The sequence below is a fragment of the Bradyrhizobium sp. STM 3562 genome (assembly GCF_045571435.1).
Taxonomy (GTDB): domain Bacteria; phylum Pseudomonadota; class Alphaproteobacteria; order Rhizobiales; family Xanthobacteraceae; genus Bradyrhizobium.
The window spans coordinates 5,615,130-5,632,331 of sequence record NZ_CP120694.1 but is presented as its reverse complement, the minus strand read 5'-3'; the positions used below and the strand labels follow the sequence as shown (position 1 = coordinate 5,632,331).

The window sequence follows — 17,202 nt, the reverse complement described above, 5'->3', positions numbered from 1 at the left end:
TGCATTTCGTCGTCCATGCCTTGAGCCGTCAGGATGGGCGTAGGCGGTGCCTTTCGAGCACGGGCAACACAGCCGACAACACCTTAAGGCTCTTGCAGCTAGCCGAAAGCCTTTCTGCTTCGTGCCTCCTGGATTGCTTGCTCCGACAGGCCGAAGGAAGACAGAACCTCATCGGTGGCGGCGCCAATGGACGCCGGGTGAATCCGGACACCGGGCGGTGTTCGGGAGAGTCGGACTGGGAGCCCGGCGAGTGGAACCGGTCCGCGCCCCGGCACCTCAACCTGCCACATAATGCCGTTCTGATTTGCCTGAGGATGGCTGATCGCCTCCGGAATTTCATTCACAGGTGAACAAAGAAGATCCACGGCCGCCAAGCGCTCAAGCACTTCGGCGGTCGCCAAAGCCGCAAAGGCGGGCTCACAATGCCGTTGGACAGTGGCCAGATTTTCGATCTGCTTTTCGCGGGTGGCGAGTTCTGGACGCGTGCTTATGTCGGGCAGGTTAAGCGCCTGGCATAGCAAGCCAAGCGGATTGTCGCGAAAGAGCATCACGACCGCGACCCACCCATCAGCAGTCCTGACGAGCATCGCCTGACGGATCCAGTTCGTTTTCACGCCATAAATGCTCTCGCTTGCGATCTCGCACAGCTGCATCGCAAGTGAAACGTCGAACAATGACGTCGATACCATTTGGCCGAGACCTGATTTCTGACGCTCAATCACGGCCGCCAGGATGCCTTGGACGAGCGACATGGCCGCTCCATAGTCGACGATAGGAGAGTTCGTGAGCTGGGGAGGCTGCTCGCTCTGAAGTCCGCCCCGCGCCAAGCCGCTGAACGCCTGCGCTAGCATGTCCTGGCCTGGCCGATCCGCAAGAGGACCAGCTTCCCCGAAGCCAAAGCCTGCAGCATAGATAAGACGCGGATTGCGCGCGCTCAGCGCGCGATAACCAAGACCCAATCGCTCCATGACGCCAGGCCGAAAGTTGTGCATCAATACATCTGCGCGATCGACCAGTGTCAGCAGGATCTCCAAAGCCGCGGCGTTCTTCAAATCCAAAGCGAGCGTTCTTTTGTTCCTGCCCATGGCCGCGTAATACGCGCTCATGCCGCCAACTCGCGCCGCCTCAAAGTCAAGGCCGCGCGTGATGTCACCCTGCGGTCGCTCGATCTTGATGACGTCTGCGCCCAGATCTCCCAATACCTGCCCGGCTAGTGGGACCTGCATCACCATGCCGACTTCCAGGACGACCAGCCCGCGAAGGGCGCCCGCGCTGCTGGAGGCATTTGCTTGATCGATCACGTCAGGCCTCTCTGGAGTTGAGCGGAGCTGCAGGGCGCGTTTTACACCGGCCCGAACACGCTATCTCAGCCCCCATTTTACGTCAATAATATACTGCACCAATTTCAAATTGATATATCTCAATGCTCGTGAGATCCTCTCTTGGGATGGTCGATCCAGAGCACGGAGCAGTTGGGTGCATCATCTTAGATGCTTGCGCAACCAAGGCTGGGACTACTGGCCCGGCCATCGAGAAGGGCAGGGAGCCAGGCCGCACGGAGCAAGATGAGCTCGGCGCGCCAGGCGAAGTTTCATCCAATCTCGGGTGCTAAAGATGAGAAACAATCACATTGCGGGCGAATGGCTTTCCGCGAGTAATGCAGTAGCAAACGTCAACCCGTCAGACACACGCGACATCATAGGCGAGTACGCCCAAGCCTCGGTTGCGCAGACCAAGCGGGCGATCGATGCTGCTTACGATGCCTTTCCGGCTTGGTCTCGCTCCACCATCCAAGCTCGCCACGACATCCTAAAGTCGGTGGGTGACGAAGTTCTTGCCCGCAAGGACGAACTCGGGCGCCTTCTCTCGCGCGAGGAAGGCAAGATCCTGGCAGAAGGAGTAGGCGAGGTCACTCGCGCTGGCCAAATCTTCCATTACTTCGCTGGCGAGTGCTTAAGACTTTCCGGTGACAAGCTGGGCTCCGTGCGCGCTGGTGTAGACGTTGAGATTACTCGGGAGCCGGTCGGCGTCGTCGGCCTCATCACGCCCTGGAACTTCCCCATCGCGATTCCCGCCTGGAAGATTGCGCCCGCAATTGCGTATGGCAACACGGTTGTGTTCAAGCCCGCCGAATTAGTGTCCGCCTCGGCACATGCGCTGTGCGATATCATCGTGCGTGCCGGCCTACCGCCGGGCGTGTTCAACCTCGTAATGGGCAGTGGCGGAGTCGTCGGCGAAGCAATGCTCAGCAGCGCCAAGCTGGCGGCGATCTCCTTCACGGGCTCGGTTCCTACCGGCCGGCGAGTAGCCGAGGCTTGCATCTCTGCAGATCCGATGAAGAGGATGCAGTTGGAGATGGGCGGCAAAAATCCAATGGTGGTGCTCGACGACGCGGATCTGACGCTCGCCGTTGAATGCGCTGTCAACAGTTCGTTCTTCTCTACCGGCCAGCGTTGCACGGCCTCCTCTCGCCTGATCGTGACAGGCGGTATTCATGACGCCTTCCTGGCCGCTATGACGGAGCGGATGAATGCGCTGGTTGTGGATGACGCCTGCAAGGACGGCACGCACATCGGCCCCGTCGTCGACCAGCGCCAGCTGGAGCAGGACCTGAGCTACATCCGCCTTGGCCAGGACGAAGGGGCCAAGCTTGTGGCAGGTGGTGAGCTACTGAAACGGGATACGCCGGGCTTCTATCTCTCGCCAGCGCTGTTTTCAGAGGTAGACAACCGGATGCGAGTAGCACGCGAGGAAATTTTTGGGCCCGTGGCAACGGTGATCCGGGCGCGCAATTATGATGAGGCGCTGGAAATCGCCAACGACACGCCATTTGGGCTGTCTTCCGGAATCTGCACCACGAGCCTAAAGTATGCCAGCCATTTCAAACGCAATGCCGAGGCCGGCATGGTGATCGTAAACCTGCCGACGGCGGGAGTCGACTACCACGTGCCGTTCGGCGGGCGCAAAGGATCGTCCTATGGGCCGCGCGAGCAAGGGCGCTATGCGGCAGAGTTCTACACCACCGTGAAGACCGCCTACACGTTCGGCGGATATGCACCATAAGCGCCGAGCTGAGAAATTTTGCATTGAAGCCCCGCGATGGACGCAGAGCCATTGCCGAGATAGCTGATGCTCGAGCAGGGAGGGCGATCCAGAACGAGCTCGCCTGCCTCGCTTAGCATCTGGAGCCGACGGGCAGTTGCGATCGTCCGTGCAACTGCTTGCCGCGAGTTTGGAGGCTGCGCGCAGTTCAGTCTCTGCCGTCCAGCTCAAATGATCGACATGTTGGCTTCATTGCCAACCTCTAAAGCGGCTGCGACCTGACGGAGCGCCCATTCGAGGTCTTCGATGTTTTCTGGAACGCCGATCGAGATCCTCAACCCCGAGATGAGGGAAGGTTCGACCAAGAGAGCCGAGGGAGGGGTAGTGATGACCCCCCGTTGCAAGGAGCGGGCCGCCACCTGCTGCGCAACCTCGCTTGGCAGGTCCAGCCAGAGATGAAAGCTCGCCGGATGATCCGAACGTATATACGGCCGGAGTATTTGGGAGGCGAGCTTCACACGTTTTTTGGCCTCCTGGACCAGAGATTGCTTCACGCCGGCGGCCGTTCCCGACCGGATCCACTCCGATACAATGAAAGACGAGATCGGCGATGCCATCCAGCATGTGGCACGCATGGCTTGATGAATCTGGGTGAGATACTGCTCGGGCACGACGAGCATTCCGATCCGCAGGCCTGGGGCCAGGCACTTCGATAGGGTGTTTACGTAGAAGGTCCTCTCCGGCGCCAGCGAGGCAAGCGGCTCGCTGGCCTGGTGAAGAAAACCGTAGGCGTCATCCTCGATGATCACGATGTCCCGCTTCCGTGCGATTCGCACGATCTCGCGACGGCGCGTCGCGCTCATGATCCTCGCCGTGGGGCTCTGTATGGTCGGAATTGCGAAAAGCACCCGCGCGGTGCCCGCGGCGGCTGCCTTGTCGAAGGCGCCGGGAAGCAGTCCTTCCCCGTCCATCGGCAGCCCCACCAGCTCGAGCTTTGCGAAATGCGCGTACGACTTCATGCCATGATAGGTTGCCGCCTCGACAAAGACTTTGTCTCCCGGCTGGCAGATCGAACTGAGCGTCAGCGCAATCCCATGCTGAGCGCCATTTGTAATGACGAGGTTGTCCGGATTGGCCTCGAAACCTGCCTCGCGAAACAGGTTCGCCAGTTGCGCCCGGTGTTCCGAAATGCCCGAGTGGGACAGATAGCCGACGTAGTCCGAAATATCGGCCGTCGGGAACGTCGATGAGCTTTCGGCAAGCACCTTGGGCAGCAGCGATGGACCGGGAATATTGAGGCTCAGATCGACGACCTTCCCGGCGGCCGCGGAGCTGGAGCGCTGCGGTGCCACGAACGTTCCTCGACCGACCTGTCCAACAAGCAGCCCTCGGCGTTGACCTTCCGCATAGGCCTTGATCACAGTGCCGACACTGAGGCCTATTTTTTCCGCTAAATCACGCTGCGTAGGTAGCCTCGTTCCCGCGGCGAGGACGCCTGCCGCTATGTCTCGTTCGACGGCTTCGAGCAGGCGGAGAAATACGGGGGCATTGCCAGAGCGGAGTTGAGGGTGCCATTGTTGCATTTCGATTGCTTATCTTAGATGACCATATCTGCGCTATCCCAAACTTCGGCCATCGACTACAATGCTCGCGCTTTGACAATTCGCTCTGGCGCATCGTCAACGATCGCGTTGCGCAGGGGCCGACCGAAAGTCGGGGACTCGATCTCGAAAGCGTCGCCACCTCGGAGCTTGACGCCGTCCGAAAAGCTTAAGCTGCTCGCGCCGAAAAAATAGACGTGGACGTCGCCTGGACGTCGAAAGGCGGCGTATTTGAAGTGATGGTGCTCAAGGTTCGCGATCGAGTGGCACATGTTGCTCTCGCCCGAGACAAATTTCCCCGACCAAATAGGTGAGCCGGATCGCAAGACGCGAACCGTTCCGCAGACCTCATCCGGAAGATTGCCCACTAGCAGCTCAGGGCCGTACGAGCATTGCCGCAGCTTTGAATGAGCGAGATAAAGGTAATTCCTCTGCTCCATCACATGATCTGAGTATTCGTTGCCAAGGCTGAAGCCCACACGGAGAACCTCGCCCTGATCGCCGATGACATAGAGCCCGACAACTTCGGCCTCATCCCCACCGTCTTCGGCATAAGAGGGCAAGCTTAGCGATTGCTCGGGGGCGACGGCCCAGGAGCCATCGCCCTTATAGGCCCATTCCGGCTGCACGCCGATCGATCCCGGCGAAGGCTTTCCGCCGTCCAGACCAAGCTTGAACATCCGCATTGAATCCGACAAATCGCTCGCCGCCAATTTCGCGTGCATGGCGTCTCGCGATTCAGCGCTACCTAGATGTGTAAGGCCTGTAACGGCAATCACGCACCGGGACGGGTCCGGGTGATCGAGAGGGACCAGTAGCCGCTTCTCTGTGACGATCGCGTCGTAGTCGACCTGCTCCCCGAAGCCGTGACCATCGACGCACTCGACGAGTGACAGCCCCGAGCGGCTGGCTTCCAGTGCCAAGTCACGCACGGTGGTCGCGTTCTTCACCAAAGCAGGGGCCGGCTTGCCCGCCACCAGAGCTGCAACATGGCGCGAGCCGTCGGCGCTTACAAATTGGATTAGTCGCACGGGATAGAGTTCCGGATCAAAGCCGCCGCCGATTGCGGCAGCCCCAGATTGGCATTCGAATTGAGATAGGTCAATCGAGGAGGAGTCTGCAGCTCTGGAGGGGCTTTTATGCGGGTTATTCAAGGTCGACGCGCCCCGCCTTTGTGTGACGACCGTGCCGGCCGCGCTATATTGGGATATTCCAATACAAAACTTGCTATGCGCGATAGCTTGACATTGGCTCGGCGGCATGCTGATCTGCTGATCGATATCGAGCTAGTGCACAGAGATGCCGGCTGATAGGGAGAGGAACATGAATGGACGCAAGGCTAGTTGCGCGTTTCGCGCACCGGTGCGGTGGCCGCACCCGCAGTCCGCCTCAATTCCTCCAATCAGGACGTGGCCTCTGCGATCCTCCGCGCGCGCCCGAAGCGCTTTGGTCTGTCCCGGAATCCTTTGCGGCCCGCCAGGGGCGGACTGACAGCACATTTCGCATTCAACCTTTCTAGCCCCTTTTGATCGCGACGATCACAGCGTCGATGTCCCTCCGCGCGACCGCGTAAGCGAGCAAGGGTATTCGATCCAGCAGGCCCGACGGAGGTCTCGTTCCGAAAAGAGGATTCTACAGGCCTGCTTGAATGCAGAACAACCTTAACCGTCCCGCAGAAGGACGCTTTGCAACAGGAGGGACCATGGGAATGGGACACGAGCTCGCATGTGCGGGCCGCTCTTTGAAAGAACCGCTGAGGAAAGGCGAAGTCACCGCCTCCGATCCGGTCAGCATCCGTTCTCGCCTGTGCCGTTCGCGATCTGCGTGGGCTTGCCTAAAGTCGTGCCTACGACTTGCTCTGGCTCGGTGAGGCCGATGAGTGACGGCCGCGCGCTATCGATTGCCCTGTAACCCAACAATTTGCATCAGAGCGGAAGCAGACACATGCAAAGTATTGCACAACCGTCCGTCGCACTCATTCAGCCCAAAAAGCAACTTACAACGAAGTCAATGACAATTGGCCTCGGCGGAGGCGTCGCGCTGGAGTGGTATGATTGGCAGGTCTACGGCTTCATGGCGGCGTTTCTATCGCCGCACTTCTTCCCTTCGAATGATCCGATCGTCTCACTGCTAGGGGCGCTGGCAGTGTTCGGAGCGGGATTTGTCGCGCGCCCCGTAGGAGCGGCTTTGCTTGGTCCGATCGCAGACCGCATCAGCCACAAACGCGTCATGATGATCGCGGTCACCGTGATGGCGTCATCCTCCTTTCTGATCTCGGTTTTGCCGGCATATAAGGACATCGGCACAGTGGCTACTGTGGTGCTGGTTTTTCTTCGACTCGCGCAAGGGCTTGCTACCGGCGCGGAGGCGGGGGTCGCTAACGCGATCGCGATCGAGTTGGCACCGCCAGGTCAGGAGGGCAGGTACCTTGGCTTGATCAATGGTACATTCGTCATGGCGGGGTCAATCGGAGCCAGCCTCGTCGCCTTTCTGGTGAGTGCCTCTGTCGCTCCTGAGCTCATGCGCGAGTGGGCTTGGCGGGTGCCATTTGCGGTTGGGGGCGGGCTTGGCTTGGTCATTATATTTCTTCGCCAAGCCATCCCAGAAACTTTGATCGCTCGCGCGATGCATCGCGCAGATGAGATGTCGCGCATTCAGGAAACAACCGGCGGCGTGTGGAAGACGCTCTGGCGCGTGCGGCTCTCGCTTCTCGCTGCTATTCTCGTGGTCGGCTCCGTGCAGCTTGCGAACTACACCTATAATTTTGGGTTGCCAAACATCGCCAACGGAGTGTTCAAAGAGAATAGCACCTGGGTGTACGGGATCCTAACCCTGATGGGATTTTCCTGGATGGTATTCTCACCGTCCATAGGTGCCTTTGCAGATAGGGTGCGGCCATCGCGCGCATTCATAATGATGCGCCTGCTACTTATCCCATCGTTTTTCCTGACACTGCTCTATTCGCAACAGAGTCTGTTGACCTACTCCATCGTTATGTTGCTCGGGGGAGCTATGGTGGGCTGCAACATGGCCCTCTACAACTTCATAGCCACAACATTGATGCCGCGCACGGTGCGGACGACAGGCGTCGCGCTCGGCTATGCGATCGGCGCTACCCTATTCGGTGGCACCACGCCGTATTTGCTCGTTTGGTTGCAACGCGAGAACCTGTCTTGGATGTTTCCTATCTATGGATCGTTAGTCGCGCTATCGAGTGTGGCGGTCTATCAAATCGCCAAGAAGCGAGGTTGCGTCTACGTGGGCGACTAGCGCAAACTGCCTGCCTGCTCCAGAGGGAGCGCCTGCCTGTGTCGGGCCCGCTCCGCCCTGGGGAGGGCGGCACATGGCGGCGCCTAGAGTAACGCGATCGCCGATTTCGACGCTCTCCACCTCATTACGGTACAACACGCCAAGCTTTTGAGTAGCCAGCTCAATCGCTATCGACCACCGCATGAGTTTTGCTCGTCAAACCGCAGCGGGACCTTCCCGTCGAATGGCGCTGGTTTCTCGTCATGCGGGCATCCATGCTGCTGGGCGCCGACAGTGGAGGTGTCGATCATCTGGACAGCCGCATTATGTGCGGTGGCAAGTGCGTCCATGATGCGGCCCCAGACACCAGCCGGCCGCCAGCGGGCGAAGCGGTTGTAGCAAGGAGTGTATGGGCCAAACGCGGCCGGCAGATCATGCCGCGGTGCTCCTGATCGCAGGACCCAGAAGGTGCCATTGAGGACACGTCGGTCGTTCACCCGAGCAACGCCATGGCGCTTGTTTCGGCAGCACGGTCTTATCGCAGCCCATTCATAGTCGGCGAGTTCGTAGCGCATGATTCGAGCCGCGGGCTTGGGAGTTGGAATCACTGTGGTCCGGCCGAGCGCAACTCTTCTGGCTCGGTCTCGGTTCGGCGCTCACGGCAGAAGCGCACATCAACGACAACCGGTGATCAATCCGTCGAAAATGAGCATGTGCAGAGGGCAGGAAAGGTTCCGGAAGGCCGAAGGGCAAACCGAGCTTTACGCTCCAGCTTCTTCTCCTGTTTCGTCCACGGCAGGGGCCGCCGACTGTTGCGACCGCAACTCTTGAACCGTTCGGATTCTTTCAGAGCGACGGGCCAGCTCGTCATATTGCTTTGCCACGTTGCGCAGTACTTCCCTGGCCTGCCTATGTTCGCAATTATCAGCTTTGGTCCGGAACTCCTCGGCCCTCATCCGCCAATATCTGGGCGGGCGCGTGCGCTCAATCCCCATGAGACTCTCCCAAACGGCTAAGGGTCTAACCACTTAGGTTCGGTGTCGTTCAATGTTAACTCAGGAACTCCCAAATTCAACGTAGAGCGACAGTTGCTCGGGAGGGCGCGCAAGGCATCAACTTGCATTAAGCGGTGAATGGCCCTGGGCGGTTCCCAATGCTCCGTGACATCACCACGGGTAAGAAAGAACGCCGGACAGCACTCCTTCGCATTGAGCGAGCGAATATGGAGTTTGAGGACACGCGCCGCGCGCTGGAATGGTCGCAAGAAATAGTAGAGCAATCATTAGTTCTGGGGCCGAGCGCACTGGCAGAATGCTTAGTTGGCGCCGGAAATCGGAGCAGTAAGGCGCGGCTCGTGTTTATCCCAGCAGTCCGACAAACCGGTCGCTTATGTCCATGCCACCCCCGTTCCGCATTTATCGGCTGCCAACCAGTTCAAAGGAGGAGCACAAGCCGCACCTCTCGCGGATGCGAGAGAGCATCGCAAATAGCCGGGAAGCTCTAAAAAAACGGTGCCAGACACATTCCTGGGCCGTAAGACCCAAGAACCGCTCTCGATGGATGACGAAAAGTAAGGCCGTCTTAGTTGGCGACCAACCCTAGCAACCGTTCCCACCTGGCACTATGATGCGACCATCACCGGCATGTGTGTGTAGGCGTCGGTGGCTGAGAGACTGGTCGCGCTCCCGCCCGCATCTGTAAGGGAGGGAGCATGGACGTCTCAATGCGGCTTCGACATTTGGCGGAAGCCGAGCGACACATCAAGAGCGGCGCTGAACGTATTTCTAAGCAAGAACTGTGTATCGCAGATCTAGATTATCGCGGGCAAGATTCGATGTTGGCCCGCACGCTCCTGAAAACATTTTGCCTTCTGCAAGCCGAGCACATCGCGCACCGCGATCGCATCCTGAGAGAACTAGGGCAGTAAGGCCGCGTCAGTTGGTTCACTCTTCCGTGTTGCAAATGTCTCCTTCTGTTTGCCCTTCGCGACATACGCGCTGCTGCACAGACTTGGGAGCATAGCGGACGTAAGCTTCATCGCATCAGGCGAGCCGGTTTATAGGTTTATAGGTAAACGCCCTAAATCTCGGCGGGCAGCAATCTGCCACTTAGCAAATGAAGCGCCTCGAACAGGTAATAGCTACCAAAGATTAGTTCCGCATTGCTGACATAGTCCTCAGCTCGGGAATCTTCGCGCTTATTGAAACATCCTTCGACCAGCATACCAGGCCGACGTTTATCGTTCTTGTCGGTTGGGGTGAGATAGCGTTCCACAAGCGCCAAAGCGGTACGCTCGCCCGCGTCGCGGTATTGTTGCCGCTTGCCCCCACACGGCGCAATCGAGCTCAACTTTAGGAACGCCGATGCCATGAAGGCCGTGGCCGCAGTGTCCCGCTCGACGCTGGGCGCTTTCGGATCATCAAAATCCCAGTATGACACGCAATCGACTGGCACATGGGCGATCCACCAGTCGGCGCCCTTCATGGCGGCTTGAAGCCATCGCTCTTCACGGCCGCCGGAGAAGTAACTGATTGTCGAGCAAACGACCCCCCAAGCTTGTGCTCTCGCCCAGACGCTGTTCGCGCTGTAGCCTTTGTGTGTGTAGCGCCGTATAGGTTCGCCAGTTGCAGGATCAAGCGAGGACGACTGGATGAAGGAGCCGTCCTCGCGCTGATGGACTGCCAGCACATTGTCGATATGATTGGCAGCGACCTCACGCATCTCTGTATCGTTGGCGGTTCGAGCTGCCCAAAATAACAGCAGCGAGACGACCAGGCTGTCGACGCTGCTTGCGGTCGCTCCCACGTCCGAACCCTCCTCGGCATTCGCGCCGAGGGGCACCAGACCAAGCTTCGGATTATAGCGCTGCTTGAGGTCTCGCGCCGCTGCAAGGCCCAGTATCCGGGCGCGCTCACTGCCGGCGAGCAGCCATCCCAGCGCAGCCCCGTAATAGAAGGTCGCCGCCTTGAACGCGGTGTCGGCGCTCACCCGCGCCTCAAGACGGGCGCAACCCTGCTCTGCAAGAGTCCTGAAGCGTTCGCCGCCATTACCGCGAGAGGCGAGCCAAAGCATCCCTAGCCAATATCCGCCGGTCCAATCCCCGTTTGAAGTCGTCGTCCAACGGCCAGTCTCCGGATTTGCCCAATGTGGATAGGCGCGACCTACTTGCCGAGCCGTATCTTCCATGCGCCCCAACATGCGTGCGATCGGTTCTTCCCAGTCAATACTCATGCCAATGCTCCGCGTGAAATCCGAGACGCTGCTCGCTCCGAGTTGGCGCTCCTGGACAGATTTCCACAAAAAATGAGATATATCAATAATAAATTGAAATAGTGCAATGTTCGCTCGCCGGGCGGGAGCGCTATATTGTTGGGTATCGAAACAACTAAAGCGCTTTTGAGGTCAGACGGTCCCGTCGAGCGACCTCAATTCGAGCGCAAGCCAGGCCGAGCCGGACAGTATCACGAGCGAGTGCCGCCCTCACTGGTGCTGATGCCAATTGCTGTGGAGTTCGGTGAGGCTGGTTATGCGGGAGCAATCTGTTCGCTGGCTGCACCTTCGTCCAGGGCATCCTCGCATCTAGCTCCCGTGCCGGACAGGCGCGCGCGGCGCCTGTAGCGCTCTTCGTGCTCAGTTACCGGGCTCGGCCCCGACAATGCTGGCTGGGCCGGGTTTGTCGGAGTAGCGTGTAGTTTCGTCAGCCCCGGTGAACGCGTTCGCCGTGACCATGCTGAGCGCCTGCAACTCATCGAATATACCGCCGCTATGTTCGTCGATAGCCGCCACGGTCAAAATTTCCAGTCCGCCTGACTCCGACAACGGGCAGCGGCCCGAGACGACTTCATCGAAGGACTTCTCTGCCAAAGAACCGTCACGTCGGCTGGCGTTGATTCTGCTGGCCAGAGGGATGTGATTTGGGTGGCTCGCGCCCTTCAGCCTTCAGAATGGTATGCGCGAGGAAGTGGATTGGAGCGTCTTTTGACGCTGACTGTCGGAGTTACGACACTCTGTCGAACCGGCGACAGCTGTTAAATCGGAATAGTGAAGAGAAATCGGCAATTGCCGCTTGGTACGCAATTTGAAACGCGGTCTGAAGCTGTGCCAGCGTCTTGCAATAATAGGTCCTCTTGGAATGAGCGTCCCGAATTTGACGAAACGAGCAAATGCCCTCGGAACCGACAAGGGTGATGAGGTTGGCCACGCCCATGGCTATACCAGCTTCTACTCTTTTCTGTTCGAGGAATTCCGCCACGAGCCTTTCACAATGGTCGAGATTGGGCTCCAGCATGGGCACGGGTCTCTCGATCCCGACCTACTGCTTACTCGCAAGGTATACGACATTCCATCTATTAAGATGTGGCTGGAGTTCTTTCCCAAAGCCGAGGTCGTCGGCTGTGACATCTCCGATTTTAGCGCCTTTAAGTTGGACCGTTTCCGATTCGAGCGTGTTGACATGGGCGATGCCAGAGCCCTGGAACGTCTTGCGAGCTCGCTCCCGCCCGTCAGGATCATCATCGAGGATGCTTCGCACGCCGCTTATCACCAGCAGCTTGCTCTAGCAAAGCTCTTTCCCATCATCGAGCCTGGTGGTTTCTACTTTATCGAGGATGTCCATACCACGCACGCGATTGCAGCAAGACTACCGTCCTGCAATCCTACCGAGGCCGTGGTTGAAAAGTTCGCGCAGACGCGCCAGTTTGACATTCCGTTCCTATCTGGAATCGAGCGCAGAAGCCTTGAAACCTCGATCCGGAGAATGTTTATTCACCGCAACGATAAGGGAGGCGTCAACGGCTGGAAGATGAAAATGGTCGGATTTGAAAAGTATTAGGTCATCTGATCAGGGCAAGCATGATCCGCTTTTTGAGCAGTCCGGTAGTGTGGATCGACTGTTCTGAGCGATAATCATTGCAGGGCACGGACTGCGTATTCGGTCCCCTGAAGTCCGAGACCGGCCCCGCCTCGTTTCATGGCCCTGTATCTGAATAGCGCTTTTCTGGGCCCCGCTCGGACGCAGGCGATGACCTCGCTCACGGACTCGAGGACATCGTGCACCAGCGCCATCCCCCGCGGGTGGGTGAAGCGGAAGTTGTATTGTGCTGGTTTCAACTTAGCGGAATCTGCCAGCGCGCGAACTGACGTCGCTGAGCGGAGGCGAGGGAGCATCCTAAAGCAGAAATCGCGAACGGGAGGTCGTTCCACCGAACGTTAGATAACGTCGAGGTGATGAGCATGGAAGCCTCTGAAAGGCTGCGAAAAACGCCTGTGGGAGCAGCTAGGAAACCCTTTCACCAGATCTACCCAATTTTACCCAAACGCACCGTTCCGGAATCTTATACCCGGTTTCAGCCCGGTCTAAGACCGCCTGGTATTTAGAGTAGTCCGGGAGGAAGATCGTGTGTCACCATTGCACGGACGACCAGAGGTCAGTCCGGGATGGTAAGCCGTCCGAGCTTGCGGGCGCGGTCGCCATCGTCGCGACGCTAGATACTAAGGGCAGCGAAGCGTCTTACCTTGCGGGTATCATCGAAGCGTGCGGCCGCAAGACCGTCCTGATCAACACAGGTACATCAAGCTTGGTTGTCGGGGATAAACCGACCGGCGGCAACGGTGGTCGCGTTGCCTCGCCTGCCGAGCTCTTGAAAGAGATAGGTGCAAGCACGCGCAAAAAGGTTGGCGGCCTCCTGCAATCAGGTGCGATCAATGCGATCGTCGGGATAGGTGGCGGCAAGGGGAGCGCAGTTTTCGCCGACGTCGTATCCGATTTGCCTTATGGCTTCCCCAAGCTTCTCGTGAGCAGCGCCAGGCCAGCGCTACTCGCCGAATTGGCCGTCCATAACGATATCATGCTCTATCCGACCCTCGTCGATCTCTTTGGGATCAACGTCTTTACGGCGCGCGTGCTGGAGAATGCAGGGCGTGCCATTGCGGCCATGCAGCATGCGCCGGCCCAACATGCGCGTAAAAGGAAGACCGTTGCGATCACGGCCTTCGGTGTGACGACGCCTGCAGCGAATCACTGCGCGGCGCGCCTTGCAGATGCCGGCGCAGATGCAATCGTCTTTCCTGCCAACGGAGCTGGCGGCCGGAAGATGGAGCAGCTTATTGCGGCCGGCGAATTCGACGCCGTGATTGATCTGACCACAACCGAGCTGGCTGACGAAATCGTTGGGGGTACCGCGAGCGCCGGTTCGGATCGGCTCAAGGCAGCGGCCGGGCATTTGGTCCCGCAAGTCGTCGGGCCCGGTGCGGTCGATATGGTTAATTTTGGTCCGCCATCGAGCGTGCCTGATCAATTTCGTGGCCGGCAGCTCTACTCCCATACACCCTACACGACACTCATGCGCACAACGGCTTCGGAGAACGCGAGCATCGGCCGCCTCACGGCCGAGCGGCTGTCGCAAGCTGAGGGGCCTGCAATCGTCTTTTGGCCGGCGAAAGGCGTTTCGGACTATGACCGCGAGGGCGGGATATTCCGTGACGCTGATGCCGACAAGGCTTGGCTCGATGCGGTCAAGCACAACGTCCGCCCGGACATCGAGGTACGTGAACTGAACTGCCACATCAACGATCCGGAATTCGCCGAGGCCGCCGTGACGTGGATCCTCAACCAATTGAGGCAAGGAGGCTCATTCGATGCGGATGTTTGAGCGAGCCGAAATCCTTTCTAGAATCGCAGGCCTGGTGGCAGCTCGCAAAGCGGTTCTTGCGGCCGGGAGCAGCTGCGGTCTGGTCGCGAAGTGTGCCGTCCTCGGAGGGGCCGATATGCTGGTGATCTATAGCACCGGGCTGTCTCGCCTCATGGGTCTTCCGACGAGCCGGATCGGCGACTCCAACGCGCGCACGCTCGAGCTTGCAGCAGAAATCCGCAATGTCGTCTCTTCTGTGCCCGTGATCGGCGGGGTCGAAGCGTGGGATCCGCTTCGGCTCGATCTTGATGCGCTTCTCGACAAGTTCTGGGATGCGGGCTTCTCCGGCGTGATCAATTATCCAACCATCTCGACCATGGGTGAAAAATGGCGTGACCGGCGCGGCCGCGTCGGGCTCGGCTTCGAACGCGAGCTCGAGATGGTCGCGACAGCCCGCAAGAAGAACATCTTCTCGCTCGCCTACGTCGCAAGCCCAGAAGACGCGAAAGCCATGGCGAGAGTAGGTGCCGACTGCATCGTCCCGCATGTCGGCGCAACCCGCGGCGGGCTCGCGGGGAACGAGGAGGGGCAGTCCATTCAAGAGGCGATCAGGCGTATCAATGACATCAACGCCGCGGCGAGAAGCGTCCGCTCCGATGTCATCCTGCTTTGTCATGGCGGGGCAATCGCTGAACCGCAGGATACGCTCGAAGTCTACCGATTGACGCAATGCGTCGGGTTCGTCGGCGCCTCGTCCATCGAAAGAATCCCAATCGAACGGGCAGTGAAGGCGGTGGCTGAGGAGTTCAAAGCTGTCCCGCTTCCGTGAAATCACTGATTTCAAGTGCAAATCATCGAAGCGGGGCCGGAATGGGCAAGCCGATACGCTCAAGCAAACAAACAACAGTGGCTTTGCCACGGAGGCGCGGGTCGGATCAGACCTTCGAAACGGACGTGCTCGTGATTGGTAGCGGCGCAGCCGGCCTGTCGGCGGCACTTTACGCGGCAAAGAACGGACTGCGTGTCACCGTCTGCGAAAAGTCGGCGCGTCTTGGGGGGACGACGGCGCTGTCAAACGGCATGATCTGGGTTCCTTGTTCACGTCAGGCGCGGTCCGCTAACATCGATGATTCGCTCGCCAAGGCCACAACGTATCTTAAGCATGAGCTCGGCGATTATTATCGGGAAGACTTCATCGAGGCCTATCTTGTGGACGGTCCAGCTGCGCTTGCCGCACTGGAGAATGGGACCGAAGTCAAGTTCACGCTGGCCCCGACGCCGGATTATCACTCGAGCCAAGTCGGCGGCCTCGATAAGGGCAGGGCGCTCAGCCCGGCAGCTTACGATGGGCGGCTGCTCGGCTCCGATTTCGATCTGATCGGCGACCCCATTCGCGTTGTGCTCGGCGGGATGATGATCTCGTCAGGCGAGGTCCGAAGCTTCTTGAATCCATTTCAATCATTCGCGTCCCTGAAGCATGTGCTGCGTCGTCTGAGCCGATATGCGCGGGATCGCTTGGGTTATAGGCGTGGGACCGAGTTAAGCGGAGGCAGCGCCTTGATCGCGCGCTTGCTCAAAAGCTTGCGAAACTACGGTGCAGAAATATGGCCGGCATGTCCAGTCATAGATCTCATCAAGGAAGGCGGGCGCGTTACCGGAGCGATCCTCAAACAGTCAAAATCTGAAATCCGCGTCCGCGCTTTGCGTGGGGTCATCCTCGCAACAGGCGGCTTTGCCCACAATGCAAGCTTAAGGACCGAGCTTAGCGGCCCTCACCAGCATAACGAGACACTAGCTCATCCCGACGTCACTGGCGACGGCATTGCGCTTGCAACGAAGCTTGGAGGTGAGGTCGATAAAGATGTTGCCTCCGCGGGCTTCTGGACGCCCGTCTCGATCCTCAACACAGCCAGCAGCTCGCAAATCGTCCCGTACGGATGGCTTGATCGCGGCCGTCCCGGCGTCATCGCGGTCGGGCCGAACGGTGGCCGTTTCGTCAACGAGTCGAATTCCTATCATGACATTTGTCTGGCGATGTTCGCAAACGGGTATCCGGCAGACAAGCGTTTCTACTTCATTTGCGATCAGGACTTTGTCCGTCTCCGGGGCATGGGACATTTGCTGCCTTGGCCATGGACCATGAGCGTCGGAAGATATGCGCGCCTCGGCTACATCAAGCGCGGCCGAACAATTGCGGAGCTCGCCAAAGAACTCGGAATAGATCCAGATGCGCTCCAAAAGACCGTTGAGGAACACAACGCGCACGCTGCCGAAGGACGCGATCCACTTTTCCAGCGCGGTGAATCCGCCTTCAATCGTACGCTCGGCGATCCGGCCGTTGGCAGGAAAAATCCTAATCTTGGACCAATCAAGAACGGACCGTTCATCGCGTTGCCGATCGTTCCGGCCACGCTCGGCACGGCGATCGGATTGGCAACCGATACATACGGAAGGGTCTTGGACGCCGAACGCAAACCAATCGCGGGTCTCTATGCTTGCGGCAACGACATGACTTCGCCGATGCGCGGAATTTATCCCGGAGCAGGCATCACCATCGGTCCAGGAATCGTGTTCGCGTATCGCGTCGTCAACGGCATCCTGTTGGCCGCTCATGATGCGCAAAAAGCCCTCGCTTCCGGAGCTTGACCCTCGAACCTGCGCTTTCGGTGGCATGCGACATG

At 58.8% G+C, this 17,202-nt stretch carries 12 protein-coding genes and 2 pseudogenes; 7 read left to right on the top strand and 7 right to left on the bottom strand.

The features are described 5' to 3' along the window. Positions 1-98: 98 nt before the first annotated feature. Positions 99-1,301, bottom strand: coding sequence for a CaiB/BaiF CoA transferase family protein (locus P6U23_RS26260; protein ID WP_407175404.1), 1,203 nt, complete (start codon positions 1,299-1,301; stop codon positions 99-101). A 313-nt stretch (positions 1,302-1,614) separates the two neighbouring features. On the opposite strand from P6U23_RS26260, the gene P6U23_RS26255 reads away from it, so the two are divergent. Next, on the top strand, positions 1,615-3,063 hold the full coding sequence (locus tag P6U23_RS26255) for an aldehyde dehydrogenase family protein (RefSeq protein WP_407175403.1): 1,449 nt from the start codon (positions 1,615-1,617) through the stop codon (positions 3,061-3,063). 206 nt (positions 3,064-3,269) lie between these two features. Here P6U23_RS26255 and P6U23_RS26250 read toward each other — a convergent pair whose 3' ends face one another. The 3 genes and pseudogenes from P6U23_RS26250 to araD1 form a co-directional block, all read right to left on the bottom strand. Continuing rightward, entirely contained in the window at positions 3,270-4,394 is a 1,125-nt protein-coding gene (locus tag P6U23_RS26250) for a PLP-dependent aminotransferase family protein (RefSeq protein WP_407181580.1), read from the bottom strand. 9 nt (positions 4,395-4,403) lie between these two features. Next, positions 4,404-4,625, bottom strand: a pseudogene (locus tag P6U23_RS26245) (GntR family transcriptional regulator); the annotation flags it as partial. A gap of 56 nt (positions 4,626-4,681) precedes the next feature. Beyond that, positions 4,682-5,674: an AraD1 family protein gene (gene araD1, locus P6U23_RS26240; RefSeq protein WP_407181579.1), complete on the bottom strand. Its 993-nt coding sequence runs from the start codon at positions 5,672-5,674 to the stop codon at positions 4,682-4,684. Between the two features lie 913 nt (positions 5,675-6,587). Here araD1 and P6U23_RS26235 point away from each other — a divergent pair. Continuing rightward, complete coding sequence (locus tag P6U23_RS26235) at positions 6,588-7,913, top strand: MFS transporter (RefSeq protein WP_407175402.1); 1,326 nt, start codon at positions 6,588-6,590, stop codon at positions 7,911-7,913. Positions 7,914-8,076: 163 nt separating this feature from the next. Here P6U23_RS26235 and P6U23_RS26230 read toward each other — a convergent pair. Continuing rightward, positions 8,077-8,467: pseudogene (locus tag P6U23_RS26230) on the bottom strand (IS5 family transposase); the annotation flags it as partial. Positions 8,468-9,603: 1,136 nt separating this feature from the next. On the opposite strand from P6U23_RS26230, the gene P6U23_RS26225 reads away from it, so the two are divergent. Next, positions 9,604-9,819: a hypothetical protein gene (locus tag P6U23_RS26225; protein WP_407175401.1), complete on the top strand. Its 216-nt coding sequence runs from the start codon at positions 9,604-9,606 to the stop codon at positions 9,817-9,819. Between the two features lie 152 nt (positions 9,820-9,971). On the opposite strand, the gene P6U23_RS26220 is transcribed toward P6U23_RS26225, so the two are convergent. Together P6U23_RS26220 and P6U23_RS26215 are read right to left on the bottom strand one after the other, a co-directional pair. After that, complete coding sequence (locus P6U23_RS26220) at positions 9,972-11,123, bottom strand: hypothetical protein (protein WP_407175400.1); 1,152 nt, start codon at positions 11,121-11,123, stop codon at positions 9,972-9,974. 399 nt (positions 11,124-11,522) lie between these two features. Continuing rightward, complete coding sequence (locus P6U23_RS26215; RefSeq protein ID WP_407175399.1) at positions 11,523-11,756, bottom strand: hypothetical protein; 234 nt, start codon at positions 11,754-11,756, stop codon at positions 11,523-11,525. 268 nt (positions 11,757-12,024) lie between these two features. On the opposite strand from P6U23_RS26215, the gene P6U23_RS26210 reads away from it, so the two are divergent. From P6U23_RS26210 to P6U23_RS26195, 4 genes are all read left to right on the top strand, one after another. After that, positions 12,025-12,723, top strand: a complete 699-nt coding sequence (locus P6U23_RS26210; protein WP_407175398.1) for a hypothetical protein — start codon at positions 12,025-12,027, stop codon at positions 12,721-12,723. A gap of 565 nt (positions 12,724-13,288) precedes the next feature. Beyond that, positions 13,289-14,542: a Tm-1-like ATP-binding domain-containing protein gene (locus tag P6U23_RS26205; protein WP_407175397.1), complete on the top strand. Its 1,254-nt coding sequence runs from the start codon at positions 13,289-13,291 to the stop codon at positions 14,540-14,542. Next, positions 14,529-15,350: a phosphoenolpyruvate hydrolase family protein gene (locus tag P6U23_RS26200; protein ID WP_407175396.1), complete on the top strand. Its 822-nt coding sequence runs from the start codon at positions 14,529-14,531 to the stop codon at positions 15,348-15,350. The genes P6U23_RS26205 and P6U23_RS26200 overlap by 14 nt, the downstream gene beginning before the upstream one ends. Continuing rightward, positions 15,347-17,167: an FAD-dependent oxidoreductase gene (locus P6U23_RS26195; protein ID WP_407175395.1), complete on the top strand. Its 1,821-nt coding sequence runs from the start codon at positions 15,347-15,349 to the stop codon at positions 17,165-17,167. Before P6U23_RS26200 ends, P6U23_RS26195 begins: the two co-directional genes overlap by 4 nt. The last annotated feature ends 35 nt before the right edge of the window (positions 17,168-17,202 follow it).